This is a genomic window from Nocardia sp. NPDC051570 (assembly GCF_044454005.1).
Classification (GTDB): domain Bacteria; phylum Actinomycetota; class Actinomycetes; order Mycobacteriales; family Mycobacteriaceae; genus Nocardia.
Window position 1 is genome coordinate 16,780 of sequence record NZ_JBITDI010000008.1, and the last position, 22,406, is coordinate 39,185.

Consider the following 22,406-nt stretch of genomic DNA (forward strand, 5'->3'; position numbering starts at 1 on the left):
TCGCGCGAAAGGTCAAATCTCCGTGCAGGATTCCTCATTTCTGGCCAAGCTCGTCACCGACGCTGACCGCGACGGTGTGCAGCGGCTCGTGGTCGGTGCCATCGTCCAGCACGAGGGCAGGGTTTTGCTGCTGCAGCGACCGAGCGATGACTTCATGGGCGGCATCTGGGAATTGCCCAGCGGCAAAGTGGAGCCAGGGGAAACCCTCGACCAGGCGGTGACACGCGAGGTCAAGGAGGAAACCGGCCTGGATGTCGTGGGCATCGGACACTATCTGGGCGAGTTCGACTATCGGTCCGGCGGCGGGAAGAACAGCAGTCAGTTCAACTTCGTCGTCAAGATCGCCGCGGCCACACCGGTCATGCTGCAGGAACACGACCAATACGCCTGGACCGAACTCACCGAGGAACCACCAGTGACAGACGCGGTGAAGAAAGTACTCCTGCGCTACCAGCAAGCCTGAACGCTGGACCTCCCCACCTCACTACGGTGTGGAAATAGCTTTGTCCGGAGGTAGCGTCGTACGTCCGAGAGGCGGTCTCGCTCAGCCGAGGTATGGGTAGTTGCCGGATAGGTAATGGCCGATCTGCTGTCGCATGCTGGGGTGGATGTCGTAGCGGTCCAGTTCTTCTGGGCTCACGAAGGCGACTTCGTCGGCCTCGTCGTTGATGGCCGGCTCTCCGGAGACCAGTCGGCCGATGTAGGTGTTCTCGTACTGCTGGCGGATTTCGCCGTCGGTGTAGGCGACGATATGGTTCGGATTGCTGTACACGCCAAGGAATCCCGTGATCGCCGCGATGATGCCGGTTTCCTCGTTGCACTCCCGGACAGCACACTCAGCGGCGGTTTCACCGAGTTCCATGACTCCGCCGGGCAGTGCCCATTGGCCGGTGTCGCGGCGGCGCTGCAGCAGGATCGCTCCGGAAGCGTCGGGACCGTATTCGACCGCCACAGCACTGTTCTCATCGGGGACAGCCCCGCGGACGTCGAAACCGCTCGCAAGGGCGGCGCCAGGGTCATAGCGGTAGCAGCTGGTGGCACATCAGCGTCGGCACTGGCCGACGCCGATGTTGTCCTCGATGATCTGACCGACATAGACGCGCTCACGAAAGCCATTCGAGCACAATGAGTAACGGCCTTTCGTGACCACGGACTGCCCCCACCGCGCTCTGCCTGTGGGTTGTCATCTCAGTTGAGCCCGTCCGGATTCGGTTGGCGTGGTGATGTTTTCGGCAGGCTCCTGCCAGTAGTCCGGGTTCCTGCCGTAGTTTGGCGTGGTGTAAGCGCGGTCCCACGCGGCGCCCTCGGCGAGCAGTTCGCGCCAGGGTGCGATCTCGACGTAGAGCACGCGCATCGAGTTGAGCGCACCGTGGTGCAGGTCGGGGCCGTCGGTGGAGGTGGCATCCTCGGCGACCGCGACCTCGTAGTTGCGTTCGAGTCCGGCGCGCACGGTGGCTTCAACGCACACGTTGGTTTGCAGGCCGGCGACCAGAAGCCGTTGCGCGCCCATACTTCTCAGGATCGGGTCGAGTTCGGTGTAGGCAAAGAAGGAGTGGCGCGTCTTCTCCAGCACGATCTCGCCAGGATGTGGGGCGACCGCGTCCATCAGCTCATAACGCCACTGCCGCTCCTCCGCCGCGAGCACGGGCAGGCGCTGCTGTCGGGATCGCAAGTGTCGGGCGGCGCGCGGGTTGGCCGCCAACTGCCCGGCCGGACTGCTCACCTGCCGGGAATGCACCACCGGGACGTTGCAAGCTCGCGCCACGTCGAGCAGTTGCCGGCACTCGGCGACGACTTCGTCCAGCCGCCAGATCGGCGGCCATCCCAATGCATCGCGGAGCCCATCGTCGGCGATGTAGCCGTTCTGCATGTCGATCATCAGCACCGCAAGGTCACTCATCGTCACCATCTCCTGCCGCCACCCCAGCTCCGTCTCCCCCATGATCGCCGCCGCCGGACATGACCGTGGGAAATCCATGCGGCGCAACCTGCACCAAAACCCCCGATTGCCTTGACACAACGCCCGTTCGCCGCTCCTATGGAATACGCGAGGGACACACAGACCGCCTCGAGCGAAGGATGTGTGCCGATTTTGGTTGCCCATCAAGGCGGGTCTCCCGCCGATCATCTGCCCGGAGAAACTCCGGCGACTAGTGGATGCCGATCCACACCAACAGCGCCGATACACCACGCATGCCGTCGCCGCTCGCGACGCGCGCGGCGGATCCTCCAGCGTTGTGGATCCCCGGCTGCGGTGTCCTGATACCCAAGCCTGAACCGACTCCGGCACCCAGCCGCTACGTGTCGATCAAACAGGCAGCGGCACGCGCGGGCGTCAGCGCCGACGCCATCCGGCGCATGATCGGAGACGGAAGCCTGCCCGCCTACAAGTTCCGCGGCCAGATCCGCATCGCACTCGAAGACATCGACAAGGCCATGCGACGAGTGCGATGACCGGCGGCGACCACGGTCGCTGACCGCGCAGATATTGCACATATATTGCACGAAAACGGCTGGCCATCGCGAGAACCGCGATGGCCAGCCGTTTTTCTGTGGTCCCAGCTGGTTTCGAACCAGCGACCTCTCGCGTGTGAGGCGAGCGCTCTCCCGCTGAGCTATGGGACCTTATTGTGGGCTCGGCGCGGGTTTGTGGCCCGTTCCGAACGAGATGGAACCTTAACACGCATCACCGGCGTCACACCAAATCGGGGTTCTACCTGCGGGTTACAGGGAGGGAAGGAAGTTGTGGTGGCGGGGTGGATAAACCGACTGATCGGTATGCTCGGCGTGGTTTCGGTTCAGAGGTCCACAACCGCGCCGAGCAGCGGAACTACATGCTTGTCATTCACATTTACCCCGGTCTACCAGGCGATTTGTTGGTCGCGCGGATCGTGGGCTAATGTTCTTTCTCGCAGCCGGACAGCACGAAAGAGTGCCGGAAGCGAAATGCGGATGTAGCGCAGTTGGTAGCGCATCACCTTGCCAAGGTGAGGGTCGCGGGTTCGAATCCCGTCATCCGCTCGAAGGCCAACCCGGCCTTGGTTGGCGGTGTGGCCGAGTGGTGAGGCAACGGCCTGCAAAGCCGTGCACACGGGTTCGATTCCCGTCGCCGCCTCTTAGAGGCACCCATGCGCGATTAGCTCAGCGGGAGAGCGCTTCCCTGACACGGAAGAGGTCACTGGTTCAATCCCAGTATCGCGCACCAAAGTAGCAGGTCAGGCCCCCTTTCGAGGGGGCTTTTCTTGTTATGTGCCCGTGAGGGCGAGGCTCAATTCCAGTAGGCAGCGCTGGTCGGTCAGGTCGATTGCGGCGTTCAGGATCAAGCCGTGGGCCGTGGCCAGGGTGCGGAATTCGTCGATTCGGCGTTCGCGGCCGCCGAAGATCACGAGCATGGCGAGGTCGAATTCGGTTGCGGCGGCGCGGCCGCCGACCGGTTCGATGATCAGGATGCGGCCGGTCGGGTGGACGGCCTCGGCGCAGCGGGCGAGGATTCGGTGCGCATGGTCGTCATCCCAGTCGTGCAGGATGTCGCATAAGAGATAAGCATCGGCTCCCTTCGGTAGCGGGTCGAAGAAGCTGCGGGCGGTTATTCGGGTTCGGTCCTCGACATGGTGTGCGGCGAAGGTGTGGGCGGCCTCGGTCGCGGTGGGTTCGAGGTCGATGAGGTGGCCGCGTAGGCGCGGGTGGGCGGCCAGGATCGCGGCGAGGACCGTGCCGTGACCGCCGCCGACGTCGACGATGGTGGCGAAGCGGCTCCAGTCGTAGCCGGTGACGATGTGGGGGATCTGGTCGCGGAATCGATGCGTCATCTGGCGGTCGAAAGACGTACGCAGGTGCGGGTTTCGGTCGAGATCGGTCCAGAAGTCGTGGCCGTAGCGGCGGGCGTAGGCGGCGTGGCCGGTGGTGATGCTGTGCAGGAGTTCGACGAACGCCAATTCGGCGCGGCCGCCTGCCATGTTCAGGTGCAGGAAGTTGGTCAGGCCGTTGTCGGCGTCGCTGCAGAGGGTCGCCCCGTAGTCGGTGGTCCGGTAGCCGGTGGCGGCATGCTCGACGATTCCGAGGGTCGCCAGGTGGCCGAGCAGTAGTTCGAGCGCCACCGGCGAGACGTCGATCTCGGTCGCGATCTGCTCGGCGGTGGCGCCGCCGCCACGCAGCCGGTCGGGCAGGCCCAGGGTCACCGCGACACGCAGAGCCATGGGAGTGGCCAGGGCGGCCCGGTTTCGGATCGCGGCGATGTTGTGCTCGTTCACAGCAGTCAACGTCGCATGCCTGTCAACCGAATACCGAGCAACGCTACGCGCGCTTTTCGAAACATCAATCTTATCAACATCATCAGCGTCATGGCTTTCCAAACATGTTGCGACACATACCATCATCTGCTCATTTATGTGAAACCCCCTCTCTCACTAGGGGTTTAATGCTCCAGTTATACAACCTACAGTGAGTGAGTCTGCCCCCGGAGAATCGACCGGAGCATCTGCGAGGAATCCCATGTATAAGAAGTTCGCCGCAATCGGCGCTGCTATGTTCGCGTTCGCCATGTCCATGTCGGGGGCACAAGCCTTCGGGGCGCCGACGGCGCCCGGATGGAACTCTCCCCCGCCGCCCGACAAGATCGTGATCGACGTTGTGACCGTCAACGGGTCGGGGTGCCCGCAGGGGACCGCGGCCGTTGCCGTGTCGCCCGACAACACCGCCTTCACCGTGACCTACAGCCAATACATGGCCCAGGTCGGAGTCGGGTCCGCGCCGACCGATTTTCGGAAGAACTGCCAGCTCAATCTGAAAGTGCATGTCCCGCAGGGCTTCACCTACGGGATCGCGCAGGCCGACTACCGGGGATTCGCATCCCTGGCGAACGGTGCGACCGCGCTCGAACGGGCCCGGTACTACTTCCAGGGCAACTCGCCGACCGACTACGCCGACCACCCGTTCACCGGAGCCTTCCAGGACGACTGGCAGGCGACCGATACGACCGATGTCGCATCGATCGTGTACGAACCCTGTGGCGAGACCCGCAACTTCAACATCAACACCGAGCTGCGCGTGAATGCCGGTAGCTCGGATCCGAAGCAGACCACCAGCTTCATCACGATGGATTCCACCGACGGCAGCATCACCACCACGTATCACTTCGCGTGGAAGCAGTGCTGACGGTCCGGCGGTAACGCGGAAGGTCCTGGCTCGGCCCCGGTTTCGACCGGGGCCGAGTTCATGCCGCCAACTCCACGCCGAGCACACGATCCAACACCCGCACCCCGGAATCGGTCATCCGCAGCGAACGCGACGAGCTCTGCTGCCGCACCCAGCCCGCCGATTCCCTCCTCGTCAGCACCGCGGCGCCCAGCGCGCCGCCGAGATGGTGACGCTGTTCGCTCCAGTCGACGCAGAAGCGCAGCAGCGGACGGCGTTGGCGGCGAACCGATTCCACATCCACGCCGAGTTCGGTCGTCGGTCATGAGCCCAGTCTGCCGCGCGCATACTTCGGTCGAGACCGAATCATGGTTGCTCGCTGCAGCGTCCATTCTTCGGCGAATACCGAAGGATTCCGGGACCAGACTGCGGATATGAGCGTATTCGCCAGAGGTACTGGGCCTTTCGCCGCTGTCGGCGGGAATCATGGTGCTGCCGTTGGCAATTACTCTGGTTCTGGTCGCGCCGGTGTCGGGCGCCTCACCGCCCTCCGCAGGCCGCGTGCGGCGGTGAGCATCGGTTGCGTTCTCGCGGTGGCCGGCTCGCTGCTGCTGACCGGGGTGCGCGGCACGGGTGGATATCCGGTTGGCTGCTGGCCGGTTTCGCGCCACTCCAGTGGCGGTGCCGGCCTGGTGACCACCTCCGTCGTCGCCGCGGTCGTCCGCGCCACTCCCCCGGACCGGGCCGGGCTGGCCACCGGGGTGTCCAATACCGCCCGCCAGACCGGCACCGCCACTGGAGTGGCGATCTTCGGCGCGGTCGCGGGGTCCCCGCACGATCCGCACTTCGTACCCGCATTCCACATGCTCGCTCTGGCGGCCGCGGTGGCGTGGTGCGCCGCGTTGGCGATCACGCGTTTCGGAGTGGTCGCCGATCCACGATGGACCCGGCCCGCAGCGTGAATACCTCCCGCCGATCGGACGCCGGGGCTCGCAGATCCGCACGGCACATCGAGGGCCGCCGATCCGTAGGCCCCGGACAGTCCTCGAAACGGGCCGCACGAGGGCGGCGGACTCCCGGCCGACAAAGCGGACACGCCGCAGGTTCCCGGCCGGATGCGGCCCGACCGCATACCCTTTCGAATGGACGTGCGAAGTGTAAGGGGACGGCGTGATGACGAGCCGGATGGATGCGGTCGGCGACGGACTGCTCGACGATCTGCGCGACGGCCTGTCCTTCGGGCTGGAGGACGTCGACGAGACGATCGCCGCGATGGTCGCCGCGCAGGCCGAGGAGCGGCCGCGGGACGGGGAGCTGATCACGCTGCGGCTCGGGCTCGACGGGGAACGGCCGGAGACGCTGATGCTGTTGGGTGTCCGCTACGAGCTGTCCCGCGACCGGGTGCGTCAGGTGTACACGCGGGCGATCGGACAGATGATCCGGCGCGTGCGGGCCACCGGCGTGCCGGGCACCGGCGTCTTCGCCGACCGCTATCCGGTCGGCTGGGGCGATGAACGGCTGGTGCGGACGCTGCTGGCCGAGACCTATGCGACCGATGCCGATATCGCCGCCCAGGATCTGGCCTATCTGAAGCTGCGCCTGGCCGGGCACGCACTGATGGACGCCAAGCGGATCGCCGGATTCGTCTTCCAGCGCATCGCGGGCTGGCAGCAGCGGGGACGCTGGCATCCGGCCGAGCCGCGACAGCTGGAATCGGTGAGCGGACAACTGGTTCCGCTGTTGCGGCGAGCCGACTGGCCGACCGGTGCGCCCGCCGCGCTGCCCGCGACGCCGATCGCGACGCTCGATGCCGACGATGATGCGCGCGGCGCGATGTTCACCGAAAAGCTGGGCCGGGAGGCCAGTTTCGACACCGCCCTGGAGGCGCGGCTGCTGCGCGTGCTGGATCAGAGCGAACAGGTCGAGGCGTTCGTCGAGCGGCCCGCCGCGATCGACTACCGCCTCGACGGCGCGCGCCGCACCCATCATCCGACGGTCGCCGCGCGCCTGGCCGACGGCCGGGCGCTGCTGATCGATGTGGTCCCGCTGGGACGGCTCGCGGTGCACGGTAATCGCGTCAAGCTCGCCGCCGCACGCGACTGGGCGCACGAACGCGGTTGGGGCTGGCTGGTTTTCACCGGCAGCAAGCTCGACGAATCCGATCTCCTGCGCCACGGCGTGGACGCTCGGCACGAGAACATGCTGCGCAACCGGTTGGCCGCCGGCCCGCTGGATTGGCCGGAGTTCCGTCGCTATGTCGACGACACCGGTATCGATGTCGTCGACCTGACCGCGATGACCCTGCGACACGGATGGCGTTGGGAGCGTGGCCCGTTCCGTCTCACCCGGGATCTCGCCGCCTGATCATCACGCGCGTCCCATACGTGCCCCGAGGATCGAGGATCAGTGCAGCAGGATTCCCGCGGCGATGAAGGCGACGATCAGCAACATGGCGAAGCAAGTGATCAGCTGCCAATGCACCAGGGCCTCACGCTGTTTGGCTACGGTGACGCGCAGCGTGGCATCGACGCGATCGTGCTCGGCGATGCGCCGGCGCGCGGAGTCGAGGTGCTCGGTGACCTGTTCGGCGCGCTCGAGTCGATGCAACAGTTTGTGCACCTGTTTGGCCTTGTCCCGGGTCGCCTTGCGCGCCAAGGCCAATGCCGTGCGCTGATGCATGAGCTCCTGGCGCTGCTGCGCGATCAGCAGTGCCTGCGCACGGGTGTGCTGCTCCCAGTCGGCCACCGTCGTCCACCCTCCCGTGATTTCGTCGCGATATCCCCAGGCCAGCTCGCCGGCCACCCAGCCCTCGATGAATTCCCGCACCGCCCAGGGCTTGTCGTGCGGCTCCGCCACGCCCGCCGGACCGGCCGCGACCATGCCGGAGTCGGCCTGGTACTCGCAGACCAGCGGGGCGAAATCGGCCACCCCGAGGGCGGGCAGCCGCGATACCCAATAGCCGGGGGCGCACAGCCACAACACCTCGTCGCAGCCCACGGCCCGCAGCCGGGCCGTGCGTTCCTGCGCATGCGCCAAGGAGACCGGCGCGCTGCGCACCTCGATCGCGCACAGCCGAGAACCGCGCCGCCACAACACACCCGGCGTCTGCGCGCCGAGCGGGCGGTCGACCTCGGCATCGTCGGCGCCGCAGGCCAGCAGGCGGCCGCGTAACCAGTACTTGAGTCGCTGCACATCCCAGTGACAGTTGCCACAGTCGGTTTCGCGACAGCGCTCCCCGGGAAGATGACCGCGCGGATTCGGTTCCATCATCGGCAGATCCGTCGGTCCCGGGGCCAGTACCGCCGCATGACCGAGACCCATGTCGGTCCGTTCCTTCGTGCTCACGCGACCACTTCCCCTACACCGTGCACCGGCGGGCCGTTGCGGTCCGCCCCCCTCCAGAGTGCCGTAAAGGTCAGGCCCCTTCACGGGAACCAGACCGGATTCGTTATCCAACCGGGAGCACAACGTGACCAAGGTCTCCCGCCGGATCTCGATCCGACATCCAAACGGTCGGTACGGCAAGCCGGATCGGACCGCGCGCGGATGCGGCGGATGGCCGCTAGGCTGCGGCAATGACGCCGACAGCTGCCGCGCAGATCTCGTCGCCGCTGCGCGCCGCCCGGGTAGCGAATTCGGTGGCGTTCGGATTGCAGGGCTTCTTCCTGGCCGTGATTCTCACCGAGTTGCCGCAGCAGCGGGATCGGTTCGGGCTCAGCGATACCACGATCCTGCTCGCGGTGGTGACGATCTCACTGCTGGCGGCCGGCGGCAGTGTGCTCGCCGAACGCCTTGCGGTGCACTGGTCGAGCCGGGTGGCGCTGCGAATCGGGCTGGGGCTCATCGCATGCACGGGCCTGGGCATCGCGCTGGCGCCGAATGTCGCGGTGCTGCTCATCGCGCTCGGCGGGTACGGGATCGCGGTCGGTGTGGTGGATGCGAGCACCAATATGCAGGCGGTGTTCATCCAGCACGGGTACGGGAGGTTCGTGCTGTCGTCGTTCTACGCGGCGTGGAGCGCGGGGTCGATTCTGGGCGCGCTGTTCGTCGCCGGATGCGAGAAGATCCATATCACCGTGACCGAGGCGATCCTCGTGGCCGCCGCGGTGGTGCTGGTGGCCGGATGGGCATTCGGCTCGCGGCTGCTGGGCACCCGGCAGGCCGAGGCCGAACCCGCGGAGGCGGCCGCGGCCGAGATCGTCGGGCTGCGGGCGTATTTCGCGATCGGCGTGGCGATGGCCCTGGTCTTCGCGATCGATCTGGCGGTCGGCAACTGGTCGGCGCTGTATCTGAAGGACGAGCTGCTGTCCTCCTCGGCGACGGCCGCCCTCGCGCTGGCCGCATATCAGGGCGCGTCCCTGCTCACCCGGCTCACCGGCGATATCTTCGTGCGCCGCTTCGGGCCGCGGGTGGTGGTGCGCACGGCCGCCGCGATCGGCACCCTCGGCCTGGCGCTCGTGATCGCCGCGCCCACTCCGATCCTCGCCCTGGCCGGATTCCTCGTCGCGGGTCTCGGCCTGCCGGTGATCGCCCCGCTGTGTTTCAGCGAGGCGGGGGAACTCACCGGCGGGCGCGGCCTCGACGCGGTCATCGCCCGCCTCAATCTGTTCAACTACGCCGGGACTCTCGTCGGCGGCGGGGTGGTCGGCGCGCTCGCCGACGCCACCTCTCTGCGTATCGGTTTCGCGATTCCACTGGCCTTCGCGGTGCTGCTGATCGCGGCCGCGCGCTACTTCCATCCCAGGCGCGCAGGATGATTCAGCTCCTCGCCCGCACCCGGTCCGCGATGAGGAAGTAGCGGCTGCCGATGCAGGCCAGCTGCGGCCGATCCATCGGAATCTCGCGACCCCGATGCTCGAGCCGAAATCCGTCGGCCGCCAGCACATTTCGCACCCAATCGCTGCCGCGGCCGTAGTTCACGGCCACCAGCAGCTGATCTCCGTCCCAGGTGATCCCGACCGGCGTGCGATAGGTGCGACCCGAACGCCGGCCGGTGTGCACCACATTCGCGTATCCCTCGGCCCGCCCGGCGAACAGGCGGAAGCCTGGATTGGTCACCCGACGATTGAACCCGGCGAGCAGACGCATCGCTGTCATCTGTTCAGCCTACGCACGGGTCCGGCGCCCGGGCGCGCCGATCATGGCCGCCGCCGGAGGCCGTTCGAGCCCGCATGCCAAGCCCTCTGATCCCCGGACGTCGGCGGGGTGGATCGTCGAGAACCGTGACCCGGCAACGGTTCCGCGCGATGCCACGGCACCGGGTGCGGCGCAGCGGGATGTTCGGATGAGCATGTGGTGCGATGGGAGCATGACCGATATCCCAGTCACCGTGGACCGGGCCGGGCTGTGGGACGCCGAGGCCCTCAGCGATGTCGCGGCGACCACCTTCCCGCTGGCATGCCCACCCGGATTGCCGCCGGAGCAGATCGAGAGGTTCATCGAGGAGGCGCTGTCGGAGGATCGGTTCGGAGACTATCTGAGCGATCCGGATCGGACGGTGCTCAAGGCGGTCGCGGGCGAGGAGATCGTCGGCTACACGATGCTGATCGCGGGGGATCCGGCCGATCCCGAGGTGGCGCGGGCGGTGGTGCACCGACCGGCGATCGAGATCAACAAGATGTACGTACTGCCGGGCCATCACGGCAGCGGGGTGTCGACGGCGCTGATGAGAGCGGCCGTCGACACCGCGCGACGCGGGGAGTACACGGTCGTATGGCTGGGTGTAGATCAACAGAATGAACGGGCCCAACGGTTCTACGGCAAGCATGGATTCGACAAGGTCGGTGTCAAGACCTTCACCGTGGGCGCCCAGGTGTGCGAGGACTACGTCATGCAGAAGGTGCTGTGCGGGGATTGGCGACCGTGACGAAGCGGGAGCCCTGGAACATCGCCTCGAACTGCTCCGGGAGCTTCGGCAGCTCGCGGTCGTAGCGGACCGCGAGTTCGGACACCGTCACCGGCGTCGCGGTCCAGCCGTGGGCGGCGAACCAGGCCTCGGGCTCGGCGCGGTCGTCGGTGTAGAACAGGCCGCGCAGATCGATCCCGGACATGGGCGAATTCTTCATGTACTCGTCTTCGAAGTCGATCATCTTATCCAGATCGAGGGAGCTGCTCAGCGCGTCGAGCGCCAGGCGACTCCCTGGTGCCGACAGCCGCTCGACCCGCTCGAACAGCGCGTTCTGCGCCGCACCGGGCAGATACGGCAGTAGCCCCTCCGCGGTCCAGGCCGTGGGCGCGGACGGATCGAAACCCGCGTCGAGCAGGGCGGCGGGCCAGTCGTCGCGCAGGTCCACCGGAATCTCGCGCCGATCCGCGGCCGGGACCGCGTCGTTGTCGGCGAGCACCTGTCGCTTGAATTCGAGCACCTTGGGTTGATCGAGTTCGAAGACGACCGTGCCCGCCGGCCACGGCAGCCGATAGGCGCGGGCATCGAGCCCCGCGGCCAGGATCACCGCCTGCCGCACGCCGTCGGCGGCCGCGGCCAGGAAGTGGTCGTCGTAGAACTTGGTGCGCAGGCCGATCATGCCCGAGCTGAGCATCGACCCATCGCGCACCGAGGGATCGTCGAGCAGGCGGTTCATACCCTCATGTCTGGACGCGGTGACGAACAGCGCGGCGTAATCGTCGCGCACCAGTGCATCGGGCTCCTCGGTTTCCATGGCCCGAGCGGCGGCCACGCCCAGCGCGGTCGCCCCCACACTGCTCACGATGTCCCAGGTATCCCCTTCAGTACGCACGGCATTCCTCCCATAGTTAGAAACCAGCTGTGACGCAACAGATAACGAGCGATCGTCCGTGATGACGGACACACAAAGATCTTACGTCCGTTAACTAAGTTTCGCCCAGCTGGAATCAAATCGGCGGTGCCGGCGCAGCTCAGGACAGCAGTTTGGCCCGCAGGGCGGCGATATCGGCGTCGGTGAGCTTCAGGCCCTCGTGGACATAGTTGTCGAAGGAGCCGTAGGTCTGGTCGGCCTGCGCGAAGGCGGCGTCCAGGGCGGCGGGGACGACACCATTGAGGCCGTCGTTCGGGGCGGCGTTGCGGTAGAAGTTCGACAGCAGGTAGTCGTAGGTCACCGTCGAGCGGTCCACGCCCAGGATGCTCAGCAGCACCGCCGACATCCAGCCGGTGCGGTCCTTACCCGCGGTGCAGTGGTAGAGCACCGCGTCGTCGCCGGAGGCGGCGATGTCGTGCAGAACGTTGGCGAAGCCCTGATTCGCGCCGGGCGCGGTGATGAACGCGCGGTACAGATCGGGGCCGGCGGCGAAGGCCGAGCCCATCACCTGCGGCGAGGCCTGGCCGATGATGTCGTCCCAATTCTCCTGCGCGCCAGCGGGAACGCGGTCGGGGAGGAAGGTCCGCTCGATGCCCATGCGCAGGTCGTCGACGGAGCGCACCCGATGTCCGGTGAGGGTGGCCAGGTCGGCGTCGGTGGCCTTGCTCAGGTCACCGCTGCGGAACACCAGGCCCGAGCGCACGAGGCGACCGTCGGTCGTGCGATAGCCGCCCAGATCGCGAGCGTTGAGCACGCCCTGCAGATGCAGCGAGCGATCGTCGAGATTGCTCACCACCGACCCGGTGGCCGTCGGCGGATCGACCGCCAGCGCGGTGCCCAGCGCGGGGCCGCAGGCGATGGCGACGCTGGCGGCGACGGCCGCGGTGATTCGTACGGAACGATGGACCATGACAACTCCTGGACGGTCGTACAGCTCTCGAACGCCCGTCACGGTACACCGAGCGATTGCTCGGTCAGGCGGCCGGTACCTCGAACCGCGACAGCGCGAGCAGTCGTGAGATCGCGCGCAGATACTTCTTGCGATATCCGCCGCCGAGCATCTCCTCGGAGAAGATCTTGTCCAGCTTGACCCCGGATACCGTGACCGGAATGCCCGCGTCGTAGAGCCGGTCGGCGAGCACCACGATGCGCAACGCCACGGCCTGATCGGTGACGGTGTGCACATCGGAGATGAAGACCGCCGACACGCCCGAGATCAGCGCGCCGAAGCGCGACGGGTGCAGGGTGCTCAGATGGGCCAGCAGAGCGTCGAACTGGTCGAGCGTGGAACCCGGTGTGGCCGCGGCCTTGTCGACCAGCACCTCGGGTGCGGTCGGTTCCGGCGCGGGCGGCAGATCGCGGTGGCGGTAGTCCGGACCGTCCACGCGCACGGTCTCGAACAGCGCGCCCAGTTTGCGGATCTCGCGCAGGAAGTCCTGGGCGGCGAAACGCCCCTCCCCCAGCTGATTCGGCAGCGTGTTGGAGGTGGCCGCGACCGAGACGCCGCGCGCGGTCAACTCGGTCAGCAGCCGCGACACGAGCATGGTGTCGCCCGGATCGTCGAGTTCGAATTCGTCGATGCACAGCAGGCTGTTGGCCGACAGCCGTTCCACCGCGTTGGTGAAGCCCAGCGCGCCCACCAGATTGGTCACCTCGCCGAAGGTGCCGAACGATTTCGGCGCGGGCGAGGCGTGGAAGATCGAGGCGAGCAGGTGGGTCTTGCCGACGCCGAAGCCGCCGTCGAGATACAGTCCCGCGCCGTCGACCTGCTTCTTCTTACCGAACAGACTCTTGCGGCCCTGCGCGGCGTGGATCTTGTTCACCTGCCCCGCGAACTGCTCGGCCTTGCGCACGGCCTCGGCCTGGCTCGGCTCCTCGGGGTCGGGAATGTAGGAGGCGAAACTCACCTCGTCGAAGGTGGGCGGCGGGACCATCTGGGCGATGAGCTGATCGGCCGGAACCTCAGGGTTGCGATCGACGAGGTGTTGCTGCACCCGCACAGCCTACTGACGTGGTGTGATCGGTCGTTATGCAGCGTGTCCCCAATGCGATCCAGTTCACAACGCTGGGCGCCGACGATCTGGTGCGGTTGTACGCCTATCCGGCACGGCTCGAATCCCCGTGGATTCGAGCCAACTTCATCGCGAGTATCGACGGCGCGATGGCGCTGGACGGCCGATCCGGTGCGCTGGGCGGACCGGCGGACAAGACCGTCTTCCGGATCCTGCGCGATCTCGCCGATGTGATCCTGGTCGGCGCGGGCACGGCGCGCGCGGAGAACTACGGCGGCGCCCGCACCGACAGCTTCCGGCGTATCCGGCTCTATCACCACGGTCTCGGCGGCGCCCAGGACGGCGCGGCGCCCCCGATCGCGGTCGTCACCGCGAGCGCGGCGCTGGATCCGACCGCCCGCCTGTTCACCGATACCGCCCGCCCGCCGATCGTGCTCACCACCGCCACCGCGCCCGCGGACCGCAAGCGCGCGCTCGCCGAGGCGGGCGCGGAGGTGGTCGAGGCGGGCGCGAACAGCGTGTCGGCCGCGGGCATTCGCGCCGCACTCGCCGAGCGTGGACTGCTGCGCGTGCTGTGTGAGGGCGGGCCGTCGCTGTTCGGCGATCTGATCGTCGCCGGCGCGGTCGACGAGCTGTGCCTGACCGTGTCGCCACTGCTCGTCGGCGGTACCACGGGCCGAATCGCCGTGTCGCCCAATGCCTTGCCGACCCCGATGATGCTGTGCCACGCACTGCTCGACGACGACGGCGCGGTATTGACACGCTGGGAACGCGGGCACACCCAGAGCTGAAACGGCTCGGTGAACCTGGCAGGCTGTAGCGCATGCGCTGGAGTCGGGCCGCCCTGCTGGTGTCGTCATCGCTGACGGTTGTGCTCACCGCCGCCTGCGGTGCGGGGCCGTCGGATCGGCCCGGAGTGGCGGTGGAGCGTGCGCATCAGGCGGGTTCGCCCCCGACGACCTCGCCCGCGCCCGCCCCGCCCCCCGGGGCGGAGGTGCCCAAGACCGATCTGAGTTGGCGCGACTGCGCCGCGCCCACCTTCAACCTGCTCGGCCTGGGCGCACCGCCGACCGGATTGATCTTCGAATGCGCCGAGTACTCCACCCCGATCGACACCGGCGGCTCGGTGCTCGGCACCTTCCGCATCGCGGCGGTGCGGGCCCGGCTGGCCACCACGCCCGCCGACGCGCCGCCGCTGGTGCTCACCTCCGGCGGCGACCGCTCCTCGACCGCGACCCTCGCCGGACTGGCCGCAGCGCCGAATTCGGCCGTGCTGGCGGCACATCCGGTGGTGGCGGTGGATCGGCGCGGGCTGGGCAGTTCGCAGCCGATCGACTGTATGCCCAACGACACCCGCCGCGGCCTCGCCGACAGCGCGCAGTTCTCCCCCGGCGATCCGGTCGATGCGATGGTCAAGTTCAGCCAGGACGCCACGATCGCCTGCCAGGACTTCCTGCAGCCGTATCAGCGCACCTTCGACGCGCCACACGCCGCCGACGATATCGAGCAGCTGCGCAAACAGTGGCAGGTCGATCGGATCGCGCTCGTCGGGACCGGCAGCGGCGCGCGGGTGGCGCTGAGCTACGCCGCGAAGTACGGCGACCATCTGGCCCGGCTGATCCTGGATGCCCCGCAGGCCGTCGACGCCGATGCCGTCACCCGCACCGAACAGCGGGTCCGAGGCGCCGAGGCGGCACTGACCGCCTTCGCCCAGCGCTGCGCGGCCCTGAGCTGTTCACTCGGCACCGATCCGCATGCCGCGATCGCGGGTCTGGTCAACCAGGCGCGCGGCGGCGGGCTGGGCGATCTGTCCGCGGGTGCGCTGCTGGCCGGAATCTCCGGATTCCTCGGCGATCCGCGCGCCGATCAGAGCAATCGGGTGGCCGAACTCGCCGACGCGCTCTCGGCGGCCGGGCGGGGCGACCGCGGCCCGATCGGCCAACTCGTACAACGACAATCGGCGGCGGTCGGCACGGATGGGCAATTCGTCTCCCGGTGCAGCGATAATCAGCAGCCCGCCACCCCCGATCGGGCCAAGGAGCTGGAAAAGACCTGGGGCGCACAGTATCCGGTATTCGGCCGGGACGCGGCGGTGCGACTGATGGCCTGCGCGGCCTGGCCGGTGCCCAATCCGCCGCAGCTGCCGGACAAGTTCACGCTGCCGGTGCTGCTGCTCGGCACCACGGCCGATCCGGTCACCGGCGGCGACGCGCTGCCGACCGTCACCGGCGTGCTCGGCCGCGCGGGGGCCACCACGGCCACGATCGGCTGGCAGGGCTGGGGACATCCGGTGCTCACCCATTCCGGCTGCGCGCAGCAGGCATTGACCGATTACCTGAAGGATGCGAGACTGCCCGCCGACGGAACCGCCTGTCCCGCATAATCGCGACCGCTCACCGCGGTGATGCGAACGAATGGTGAAAAGTGCGCTGCGGCACGCCTGACGGCGGGTCCGCGCAACCACGCGGTGCCCTCCCGGTGTACCGTGCCCCAGTGTTGTTTCGTCAGCTCGAGCCACGCACCGCTCGTACCACCGCCGAGGTCTTGAACTTCGCCCTGTGGCCGTTCGCGATCATGACCGTGCTGCATCAGGTGATCGTGAAGGCCACCAACTTCACCGTCACCGACGACTTCGCTCCGGTATACCGGGCCTCGCTGGCGTTCCTCCACGGCCGAGCCGTCTACAACGAGAACTTCGACTACGTCGACCCGCACTATCTCTACCCGCCGAGCGGCACGCTGCTGATCGCGCCGCTGGCGTTCATCGATCCCGAGAAGTCCAAATGGTGCTTCATGGGGCTCAACGCGCTGGCCATCATCCTGGCCTGGTATCTGCTGTTGCGGCTGTTCAAGTTCCGGCTCTCCTCGCCGGCCGCGCCGCTGCTGTTGCTGCTGATGTTCGCCTCCGAAACCGTCATCAACACACTGGCTTTCGGCAATGTGAACGGTGTCGTGCTGCTGGCGGAGGTGGTGTTCATCCACCTGCTGCTGCGGCGGCGCGATCTGCTCGCCGGGCTCGTGATGGGGCTGACGCTCGCGGTCAAGCCGACGCTCGCGCCGATGCTGCTGATCCCGATCATGCGCAGGCAGTGGAGCGTGCTCATCACCGCGCTGGGTGTACCGATCCTGCTCAACGCGATCGCCTGGCCGCTGATCACCGATCCGATGGACTTCGTCCGCCGGACGGGACCGTACATCCTCAAGAATCGCGACTACTTCAACAGCGCGATCGTCGGTAATGCCAGCTATTACGGGCTGCCGGTCTGGCTGACGTGGGCGATGCGGCTGGCCATGGCGATTCTGGCGCTGATCTCGCTATGGCTGCTGTACCGGTACTACCGGCGCGATGAGCTGTTCTTCGTCTGCACCGCCACGGGCGTGCTGCTGACCGCGGAGTTCCTGCTGCTCGGCTTGGGCCAGCAGTACTACTCGATGCTGCTGTTCCCGTTCCTGATGACGGTGGTGCTGCGCAATTCGGTGTTGCGCAACTGGCCCGCGTGGCTGGCGATCTTCGGCTTCATGACCTATGACAAGTGGCTGCTGGATCACTGGCAGAGCACCGGCCGGGCGCTGGAGTATCTACGGGTCACCTTCGGCTGGGGACTGCTGCTGGTCGTGGTGTTCTGCGTGCTGGGCGACCGGTATCTGACGGCGCGGCGCGAGGGACGGCTCGACGAGGGCATCGATCCGGCATTCCTGCTGACGGCCACCGATCGCCACGCCTGGAATCCCAACGGGCAGACCGCCCGCGCCGCGCGCGCCGATCTGCCCGCCGAGACCACGAAAAGCCAAGCGGGCACTCTCAGTTAGCCATCATTAGACTCGGCTTATGAGTTCCGACTCCGACACCTCGCTCCCCGCGCCGAAGATCCAGCTCACGCCGCAGGAATGGAAGACGCGGCTGTCGCCGGAGGAGTACGCGGTGCTGCGCCAGGCGGGCACCGAACGCGCCTACACCGGCGAGTACACCGATACCGAGACCGACGGCGTCTACGAGTGCCGGGCCTGCGGCGCGGAGCTGTTCCGCAGCACCGAGAAGTTCCCTTCGCACTGCGGTTGGCCGTCGTTCTTCGATCCCTCGAAGTCCGAGGCGGTGATCCTGCGGGAGGACACCTCACTGGGCATGCGCCGGGTCGAGGTGCTGTGCGCCAACTGCCACAGCCACCTCGGGCACGTCTTCGAGGGCGAGGGCTATGACACGCCGACGGACAAGCGGTACTGCATCAACTCCATCTCCCTGCGGCTGCAGCCCTCGGACAACGCATCGCGCTGAGAACCCTTCGGGGCGAGTCCTCGCTGGACACGCCCCGAACTGCCAGGGGTGCAGTCGGTTTCAGGGCAGGGCGTTGATCAGCTTCTCGATATCGACCCGCGGGCCGGTGAAGAACGGGATCTCCTCGCGCACGTGCAGGCGGGCCTCGGTGGCGCGCAGATCGCGCATGAGGTCGACGATGCGGTGCAGTTCGGGCGCCTCGAAGGCGAGGATCCACTCGTAGTCGCCCAGCGCGAACGACGATACGGTGTTGGCGCGCACGTCGGGATAGCCACGCGCGGCCTTACCGTGGTCGGCCAGCATCTTGCGACGCTCCTCGTCGGGCAGCAGATACCACTCGTAGGACCGCACGAACGGGTACACACAGATGTAGTTGCCCGGCTCCTCGCCGGCCAGGAACGCCGGAATGTGGCTCTTGTTGAATTCGGCCGGGCGATGCAGCGCCGCATTGCTCCAGACCGGGATGCTGGCCCGGCCCAGTTCGGTGGTGCGGCGGAAGTCGGCGTAGGCGGACTGCAGATCCTCGATGCGCTCGGCATGGGACCAGATCAGGAAATCGGCGTCGGCGCGCATTCCGGCGACGTCGTAGAGCCCGCGCACCACGATCCCGCGCTCCTCGAGCGATTCGAAGAACGCCCGCGCCTCCTTCACGGCCGCCGCCCGATCCTCGCCCAGCACACCCGGTTCCACCTGGAACACCGAGAACATCAGGTAACGGATGGTCGAGTTGAGCGTCTGATAATCGAGTCGCGCCATGCTCCCATCGTGCCACCCGCCGCAGCCCGCCCGCACAACCGCACCCTTTCCCGCATTTCGCACCCTGTGCGGGCGCCTGCAACGGGTGCGAAGCGCGGGAAAGGGTGCGAGGACGCTCGGTTGTCGGTGCTTGCTGCCACGCTGCGCACATGACATCGAATACGGACGCGTCTCCCCGCCGGGGTCAGCTCGCTTCGCCGAGGATCCGTTGTGCCGCAGCGATTCCGGTGGCCGCGCAGGCGGGCACGCCGACGCCGTGCAGATACGCACCCGCGACGGCGAGACCGGGCAGTTCGGCGACCGCAGCCTCGATCGCGGCGATCCGGGCGTTGTGGCCGGGCGCGTATTGCGGCAGACCGCCGCGCCAGCGCCGCACGACCGCGGTGCGCGGTGCGAGGCGCAGACCGGTGACGGTCGACAGGTCCTCGGTGGCGGCGGTGATGAGCTCGGCGTCTGTCCAGGACAGCGGGATGTCATCGCCGAAGCGGCCGAATGAGGCGCGAACCAGGGCGACATCCCGGTGGGCCAGATGGGTCCATTTGCGACTGGACAGCGTGAAAGCCTTGGCGCGCAGGGGTTCTCCGGTGGCAACCAGGATGCCGGAGTTGCCGGGCAGCGGGGTGTCGGCGGGCAGGGCCAGGGCCACCAGGGCGGAGGAGGACAGTTCGATCTCCGCGGCGGCGCGCGCGGCCGCCGGTGCGGCGGCGCGCAGCAGTCGGGCGGTCGCCGGGGCCGGTGTCGCGAGGATCACCGCGTCGACCTCGCCGACCGGATCCATCCGCCAGCCCCGCGCGGTGCGTTCCAGTGCCGTTGCGGCCGTACCGGTTTCGAGCTTGGGCGCGGCCGCGCCGAGCAGCGCGTCCAGCAGTACGCGGTATCCGTCGCGGATACCGCCGAATACCGGTGCGGTCGAGGGCGGCGGGAGCGCGTCCGATACGGCCCGCGACAGGTTCGGGGCGCCCGCGTCGAGGGCCGCCGCCAGGGTGGGCAGCGCGGCGCGCACGCCGATCGTATTCGCCAGTCCGGCATACACACCGCCGAGCAGTGGATCGACGCTGCGCCGCACGACCTGCTCGCCGAACCGGTCGGCCACCAGCGCCCCGACCGAGATGTCACCGCCGCGCTCCCAGCGCAGCGGGCGGTTCGGTTCGTCGGCGATCCATGTCAGCGTCGCGTCGTCGACCAGTCCGGTGACGGCGTCGGGTCCCGCCGGAATACCCATGAGCGTGCGCTCCGGCAGCGGATGCGCCGCGCCCGCCGACCAGATCAGCGGACGCAATCCGGCGGGGAACACCAGTTGCTCCTCGAGGCCCAATTCCCGTAGCAGTGCCGGGATTTCGGGCCGCCGGCCCACGAACGCCTCGGCGCCCAGATCTATCGGCCGCCCGGCGATCTCACCGGTGTACAGGATCCCGCCGATGCGCTCGGTGCGTTCCACGAGGGTGAGCTCGAGCGCGTCCCCCAGCGCCGCCCGCAGCCGATACGCCGCGACCAGCCCGCTGATCCCGCCACCGATCACCGCGACCCGCATCGACCACTCCTTGTTCCGCGCATCCGCACCTCCGTTGCAACCTACCCTCGGGTCGATCCGGTCGGTTCATGCAGATCCCCGACCTCGCCGATCTGATCTGGCTGTTCGAAGGGCACGCGGGATCGACGCTGTGATTCCGGGACGACGCGGCCCAACTGCGCACCACACTCACGATTCACTTGCACTGGGAGGTGGCGCCTTTCGGCAGCTGGTCGGAGGACCGTCGGCGCGGTTACAGCGGCGAGGGCAGGCTGTGGATCAGCTCGACCGTGGCGGTGATCGCGCCCGGATCGGTATCGGGCAGCACGCCGTGGCCGAGATTGAAGATGTGACCGGCCGCGCCCAGGGCCACTGCCTCGTCCGCCTCGTGGGCGATGCGACGAACCTCATGCTCGATCACCGCGGAGCCCGCGAAGAGAGTGGCCGGATCGAGGTTGCCCTGCAACGCCTTTCCGGGCCCGACGCGGCGCACGGCCTCGGTCAGTGGCACCCGCCAGTCGACGCCGACCACATCGGCGCCGGCCTCGCCCATCGCACCGAGCAGCTCGCCCGTGCCGACACCGAAGTGGATGCGCGGCACACCGGCGTCGGCGAGCTCGGCGAACACACGTTCCGAATGCGGCAGCACGTATTCGCGGTACTGCGCCAGCGACAGCGCCCCGGCCCAGGAATCGAACAACTGAATGGCGTCCACCCCGGCGGCCAGCTGGGCGCGCAGGAATTCGATCGTGATATCGGTGAGCGTGCTGAGCAGCGCGTGCCAGGTAGTGGGATCGCCGAGCATCATCGCCTTGGTGCGCTCATGATGGCGGCTCGGACCACCCTCGACCAGATAGGAGGCGAGAGTGAAAGGGGCACCGGCGAATCCGATCAGCGGCGTCTCGCCCAGCTCACCGACGAGCAGCCGGACGCCCTCGGCGACCGCACCCACCTCCTCGGGCCGCAGCCGCGGCATGGCCCGCACGTCTTCGACCGTGCGCACCGGTTGCGCCACCACCGGGCCCACCCCCGCCACGATATCGAGATCGATGCCCGCGGCCTTGAGCGGAACCACGATGTCGGAGAACAGGATCGCCGCATCCACCCGATGCCGCCGAATCGGCTGCAATGTGATCTCGCACACCAACTCGGGATCGAAACACGACGCCAACATCCCGACCCCGGCGCGCAACTCCCGATACTCGGGCAACGACCGCCCGGCCTGCCGCATGAACCACACAGGACGCCGACTCGGCACACCACCAGTGGCGGCAACAAGGAACGGCGCATCGGACAACCGGCGGCGCGTAGACGTACTCATCATCGCCATCGTATGTCGTGCCCACCCCGCACCAGCCCACCACCCGGCGACCCACCCTCGCCACGCGCGACCCCATATGAATCCCATCACCCGGTAGGGCCGTACGAATCTCACCACCAGCGAGCACCGCGCGACCCGCACCACCTGACGGAGCTCATACAAGCCCCACCACCCCATAAGACCGTCCGAGCCCCACCCATCCATCCGACCCCACCCACCGGTGGGGCACCCCCCACCAACTAGCGCGGTCGTCCGAGCCTGACCACTGCCGCACCAACCCCATCCCCAGTGAGGTCGTCCAAACCTCACCACCCGACGCGGTCGCCCGAACCTCACCACCCAACACGGCCACACCAACCCCACCACCCAGTGCACTCGCCCCAACCCGACCACCCAACGCGGTCGCCCGAGCCGGACCACACAGCGCAGCCAACCCACCACCAGCGAGCCCCAAACCAACCTCACCGTCCAGGACCCCATACAAACACCCCAAAACCCACAACCACCGAACCACTCGGAGCAACCCCACCCAGCAACGGTTCGCGGCCGTGGCGGGGGGGGGGGGGGGGGGGCCCATGGCCGGTGGCCGGGTTGGGTCGGGGGAGCAGCGTAAGGGGGGGGCCGC

General features: G+C 67.7%; 24 protein-coding genes and 4 tRNA genes. 15 read left to right on the forward strand and 13 right to left on the reverse strand.

All coding sequences use genetic code 11. The features are described 5' to 3' along the window. Nucleotides 1-22 precede the first annotated feature (22 nt). The gene (locus tag ACIA76_RS20970) at nt 23-463 is read left to right on the forward strand and encodes an NUDIX hydrolase (RefSeq protein ID WP_397153520.1); all 441 of its coding nucleotides are present in this window, start codon (nt 23-25) and stop codon (nt 461-463) included. An 81-nt stretch (nt 464-544) separates the two neighbouring features. Here the strand turns inward: ACIA76_RS20970 and ACIA76_RS20975 are convergent, their stop codons facing one another. Continuing rightward, nucleotides 545-952, reverse strand: coding sequence for an NUDIX hydrolase (locus ACIA76_RS20975; RefSeq protein WP_397153521.1), 408 nt, complete (start codon nt 950-952; stop codon nt 545-547). Between ACIA76_RS20975 and ACIA76_RS20980 the strand changes: the two genes are divergently transcribed. Next, nucleotides 884-1,129: an HAD family hydrolase gene (locus ACIA76_RS20980; RefSeq protein ID WP_397153522.1), complete on the forward strand. Its 246-nt coding sequence runs from the start codon at nt 884-886 to the stop codon at nt 1,127-1,129. The genes ACIA76_RS20975 and ACIA76_RS20980 overlap by 69 nt on opposite strands. 54 nt (nt 1,130-1,183) lie before the next feature. Here the strand turns inward: ACIA76_RS20980 and ACIA76_RS20985 are convergent, their stop codons facing one another. Continuing rightward, nucleotides 1,184-1,978, reverse strand: coding sequence for a cysteine hydrolase family protein (locus tag ACIA76_RS20985; protein ID WP_397153523.1), 795 nt, complete (start codon nt 1,976-1,978; stop codon nt 1,184-1,186). A gap of 179 nt (nt 1,979-2,157) precedes the next feature. Here ACIA76_RS20985 and ACIA76_RS20990 point away from each other — a divergent pair, with 179 nt between their 5' ends. Beyond that, nucleotides 2,158-2,454, forward strand: coding sequence for a helix-turn-helix domain-containing protein (locus ACIA76_RS20990; protein WP_397153524.1), 297 nt, complete (start codon nt 2,158-2,160; stop codon nt 2,452-2,454). Between the two features lie 99 nt (nt 2,455-2,553). On the opposite strand, the gene ACIA76_RS20995 is transcribed toward ACIA76_RS20990, so the two are convergent. Continuing rightward, nucleotides 2,554-2,625 (reverse strand) — tRNA-Val (locus tag ACIA76_RS20995). Nucleotides 2,626-2,948: 323 nt separating this feature from the next. On the opposite strand from ACIA76_RS20995, the gene ACIA76_RS21000 reads away from it, so the two are divergent. From ACIA76_RS21000 to ACIA76_RS21010, 3 genes are all read left to right on the forward strand, one after another. Then, nucleotides 2,949-3,021: transfer RNA gene (locus ACIA76_RS21000), tRNA-Gly, on the forward strand. A gap of 23 nt (nt 3,022-3,044) precedes the next feature. Then, nucleotides 3,045-3,115 (forward strand) — tRNA-Cys (locus ACIA76_RS21005). Nucleotides 3,116-3,130: 15 nt separating this feature from the next. Next, a tRNA-Val gene (locus tag ACIA76_RS21010) sits at nt 3,131-3,205 on the forward strand. A 40-nt stretch (nt 3,206-3,245) separates the two neighbouring features. Here the strand turns inward: ACIA76_RS21010 and ACIA76_RS21015 are convergent. Further along, nucleotides 3,246-4,250 carry a methyltransferase gene (locus ACIA76_RS21015; RefSeq protein ID WP_397153525.1) on the reverse strand — a complete coding sequence of 335 codons (1,005 nt, stop codon included), beginning with the start codon at nt 4,248-4,250 and terminating at the stop codon, nt 3,246-3,248. A gap of 241 nt (nt 4,251-4,491) precedes the next feature. Here ACIA76_RS21015 and ACIA76_RS21020 point away from each other — a divergent pair, with 241 nt between their 5' ends. Then, the gene (locus ACIA76_RS21020) at nt 4,492-5,154 is read left to right on the forward strand and encodes a DUF4360 domain-containing protein (RefSeq protein WP_397153526.1); all 663 of its coding nucleotides are present in this window, start codon (nt 4,492-4,494) and stop codon (nt 5,152-5,154) included. 58 nt (nt 5,155-5,212) lie between these two features. Here ACIA76_RS21020 and ACIA76_RS21025 read toward each other — a convergent pair whose 3' ends face one another. Beyond that, nucleotides 5,213-5,437, reverse strand: a complete 225-nt coding sequence (locus tag ACIA76_RS21025) for a hypothetical protein (protein WP_397153527.1) — start codon at nt 5,435-5,437, stop codon at nt 5,213-5,215. Between the two features lie 265 nt (nt 5,438-5,702). Here ACIA76_RS21025 and ACIA76_RS21030 point away from each other — a divergent pair, with 265 nt between their 5' ends. Further along, the gene (locus ACIA76_RS21030) at nt 5,703-6,095 is read left to right on the forward strand and encodes a hypothetical protein (protein ID WP_397153528.1); all 393 of its coding nucleotides are present in this window, start codon (nt 5,703-5,705) and stop codon (nt 6,093-6,095) included. Nucleotides 6,096-6,306: 211 nt separating this feature from the next. After that, a complete protein-coding gene (locus ACIA76_RS21035; RefSeq protein ID WP_397153529.1) occupies nt 6,307-7,497 on the forward strand; it encodes a hypothetical protein in 1,191 nt (396 codons plus the stop codon). 39 nt (nt 7,498-7,536) lie between these two features. On the opposite strand, the gene ACIA76_RS21040 is transcribed toward ACIA76_RS21035, so the two are convergent. After that, on the reverse strand, nt 7,537-8,478 hold the full coding sequence (locus ACIA76_RS21040) for a hypothetical protein (RefSeq protein ID WP_397153530.1): 942 nt from the start codon (nt 8,476-8,478) through the stop codon (nt 7,537-7,539). Between the two features lie 230 nt (nt 8,479-8,708). On the opposite strand from ACIA76_RS21040, the gene ACIA76_RS21045 reads away from it, so the two are divergent. Further along, nucleotides 8,709-9,890, forward strand: a complete 1,182-nt coding sequence (locus ACIA76_RS21045; protein WP_397153531.1) for an MFS transporter — start codon at nt 8,709-8,711, stop codon at nt 9,888-9,890. 1 nt (nt 9,891) lies between these two features. On the opposite strand, the gene ACIA76_RS21050 is transcribed toward ACIA76_RS21045, so the two are convergent. Next, nucleotides 9,892-10,230 (reverse strand): nitroreductase/quinone reductase family protein, encoded by a 339-nt coding sequence (locus ACIA76_RS21050; RefSeq protein ID WP_397153532.1) that lies wholly within the window; start codon nt 10,228-10,230, stop codon nt 9,892-9,894. Between the two features lie 220 nt (nt 10,231-10,450). On the opposite strand from ACIA76_RS21050, the gene ACIA76_RS21055 reads away from it, so the two are divergent. Then, entirely contained in the window at nt 10,451-10,999 is a 549-nt protein-coding gene (locus ACIA76_RS21055) for a GNAT family N-acetyltransferase (protein ID WP_397153852.1), read from the forward strand. Here ACIA76_RS21055 and ACIA76_RS21060 read toward each other — a convergent pair. The 3 genes from ACIA76_RS21060 to zapE form a co-directional block, all read right to left on the reverse strand. Next, the gene (locus ACIA76_RS21060; protein WP_397153533.1) at nt 10,962-11,870 is read right to left on the reverse strand and encodes a class I SAM-dependent methyltransferase; all 909 of its coding nucleotides are present in this window, start codon (nt 11,868-11,870) and stop codon (nt 10,962-10,964) included. The two genes, ACIA76_RS21055 and ACIA76_RS21060, sit on opposite strands and share 38 nt — an antisense overlap. Nucleotides 11,871-12,009: 139 nt before the next feature. Continuing rightward, a complete protein-coding gene (locus ACIA76_RS21065; protein ID WP_397153534.1) occupies nt 12,010-12,819 on the reverse strand; it encodes a tyrosine-protein phosphatase in 810 nt (269 codons plus the stop codon). A 64-nt stretch (nt 12,820-12,883) separates the two neighbouring features. Next, complete coding sequence (gene zapE / locus ACIA76_RS21070; protein WP_397153535.1) at nt 12,884-13,903, reverse strand: cell division protein ZapE; 1,020 nt, start codon at nt 13,901-13,903, stop codon at nt 12,884-12,886. Between the two features lie 35 nt (nt 13,904-13,938). Here zapE and ACIA76_RS21075 point away from each other — a divergent pair, with 35 nt between their 5' ends. The 4 genes from ACIA76_RS21075 to msrB all read left to right on the forward strand — a co-directional run bounded on the left by ACIA76_RS21075 (nt 13,939) and on the right by msrB (nt 18,194). Further along, the gene (locus tag ACIA76_RS21075; RefSeq protein ID WP_397153536.1) at nt 13,939-14,712 is read left to right on the forward strand and encodes a pyrimidine reductase family protein; all 774 of its coding nucleotides are present in this window, start codon (nt 13,939-13,941) and stop codon (nt 14,710-14,712) included. A 32-nt stretch (nt 14,713-14,744) separates the two neighbouring features. Continuing rightward, nucleotides 14,745-16,304: an alpha/beta hydrolase gene (locus ACIA76_RS21080; protein ID WP_397153537.1), complete on the forward strand. Its 1,560-nt coding sequence runs from the start codon at nt 14,745-14,747 to the stop codon at nt 16,302-16,304. Between the two features lie 110 nt (nt 16,305-16,414). Further along, complete coding sequence (locus ACIA76_RS21085) at nt 16,415-17,731, forward strand: glycosyltransferase family 87 protein (protein ID WP_397153538.1); 1,317 nt, start codon at nt 16,415-16,417, stop codon at nt 17,729-17,731. Nucleotides 17,732-17,750: 19 nt separating this feature from the next. Further along, entirely contained in the window at nt 17,751-18,194 is a 444-nt protein-coding gene (msrB, locus tag ACIA76_RS21090; RefSeq protein ID WP_397153539.1) for a peptide-methionine (R)-S-oxide reductase MsrB, read from the forward strand. Between the two features lie 60 nt (nt 18,195-18,254). Here the strand turns inward: msrB and hemQ are convergent, their stop codons facing one another. The 3 genes from hemQ to hemE form a co-directional block, all read right to left on the reverse strand. Continuing rightward, on the reverse strand, nt 18,255-18,950 hold the full coding sequence (hemQ, locus tag ACIA76_RS21095; RefSeq protein WP_397153540.1) for a hydrogen peroxide-dependent heme synthase: 696 nt from the start codon (nt 18,948-18,950) through the stop codon (nt 18,255-18,257). A 184-nt stretch (nt 18,951-19,134) separates the two neighbouring features. Continuing rightward, nucleotides 19,135-20,481, reverse strand: a complete 1,347-nt coding sequence (locus ACIA76_RS21100; RefSeq protein ID WP_397153541.1) for a protoporphyrinogen oxidase — start codon at nt 20,479-20,481, stop codon at nt 19,135-19,137. Nucleotides 20,482-20,713: 232 nt separating this feature from the next. Continuing rightward, nucleotides 20,714-21,790: a uroporphyrinogen decarboxylase gene (hemE, locus tag ACIA76_RS21105; RefSeq protein WP_397153542.1), complete on the reverse strand. Its 1,077-nt coding sequence runs from the start codon at nt 21,788-21,790 to the stop codon at nt 20,714-20,716. Between the last annotated feature and the right edge of the window lie 616 nt (nt 21,791-22,406).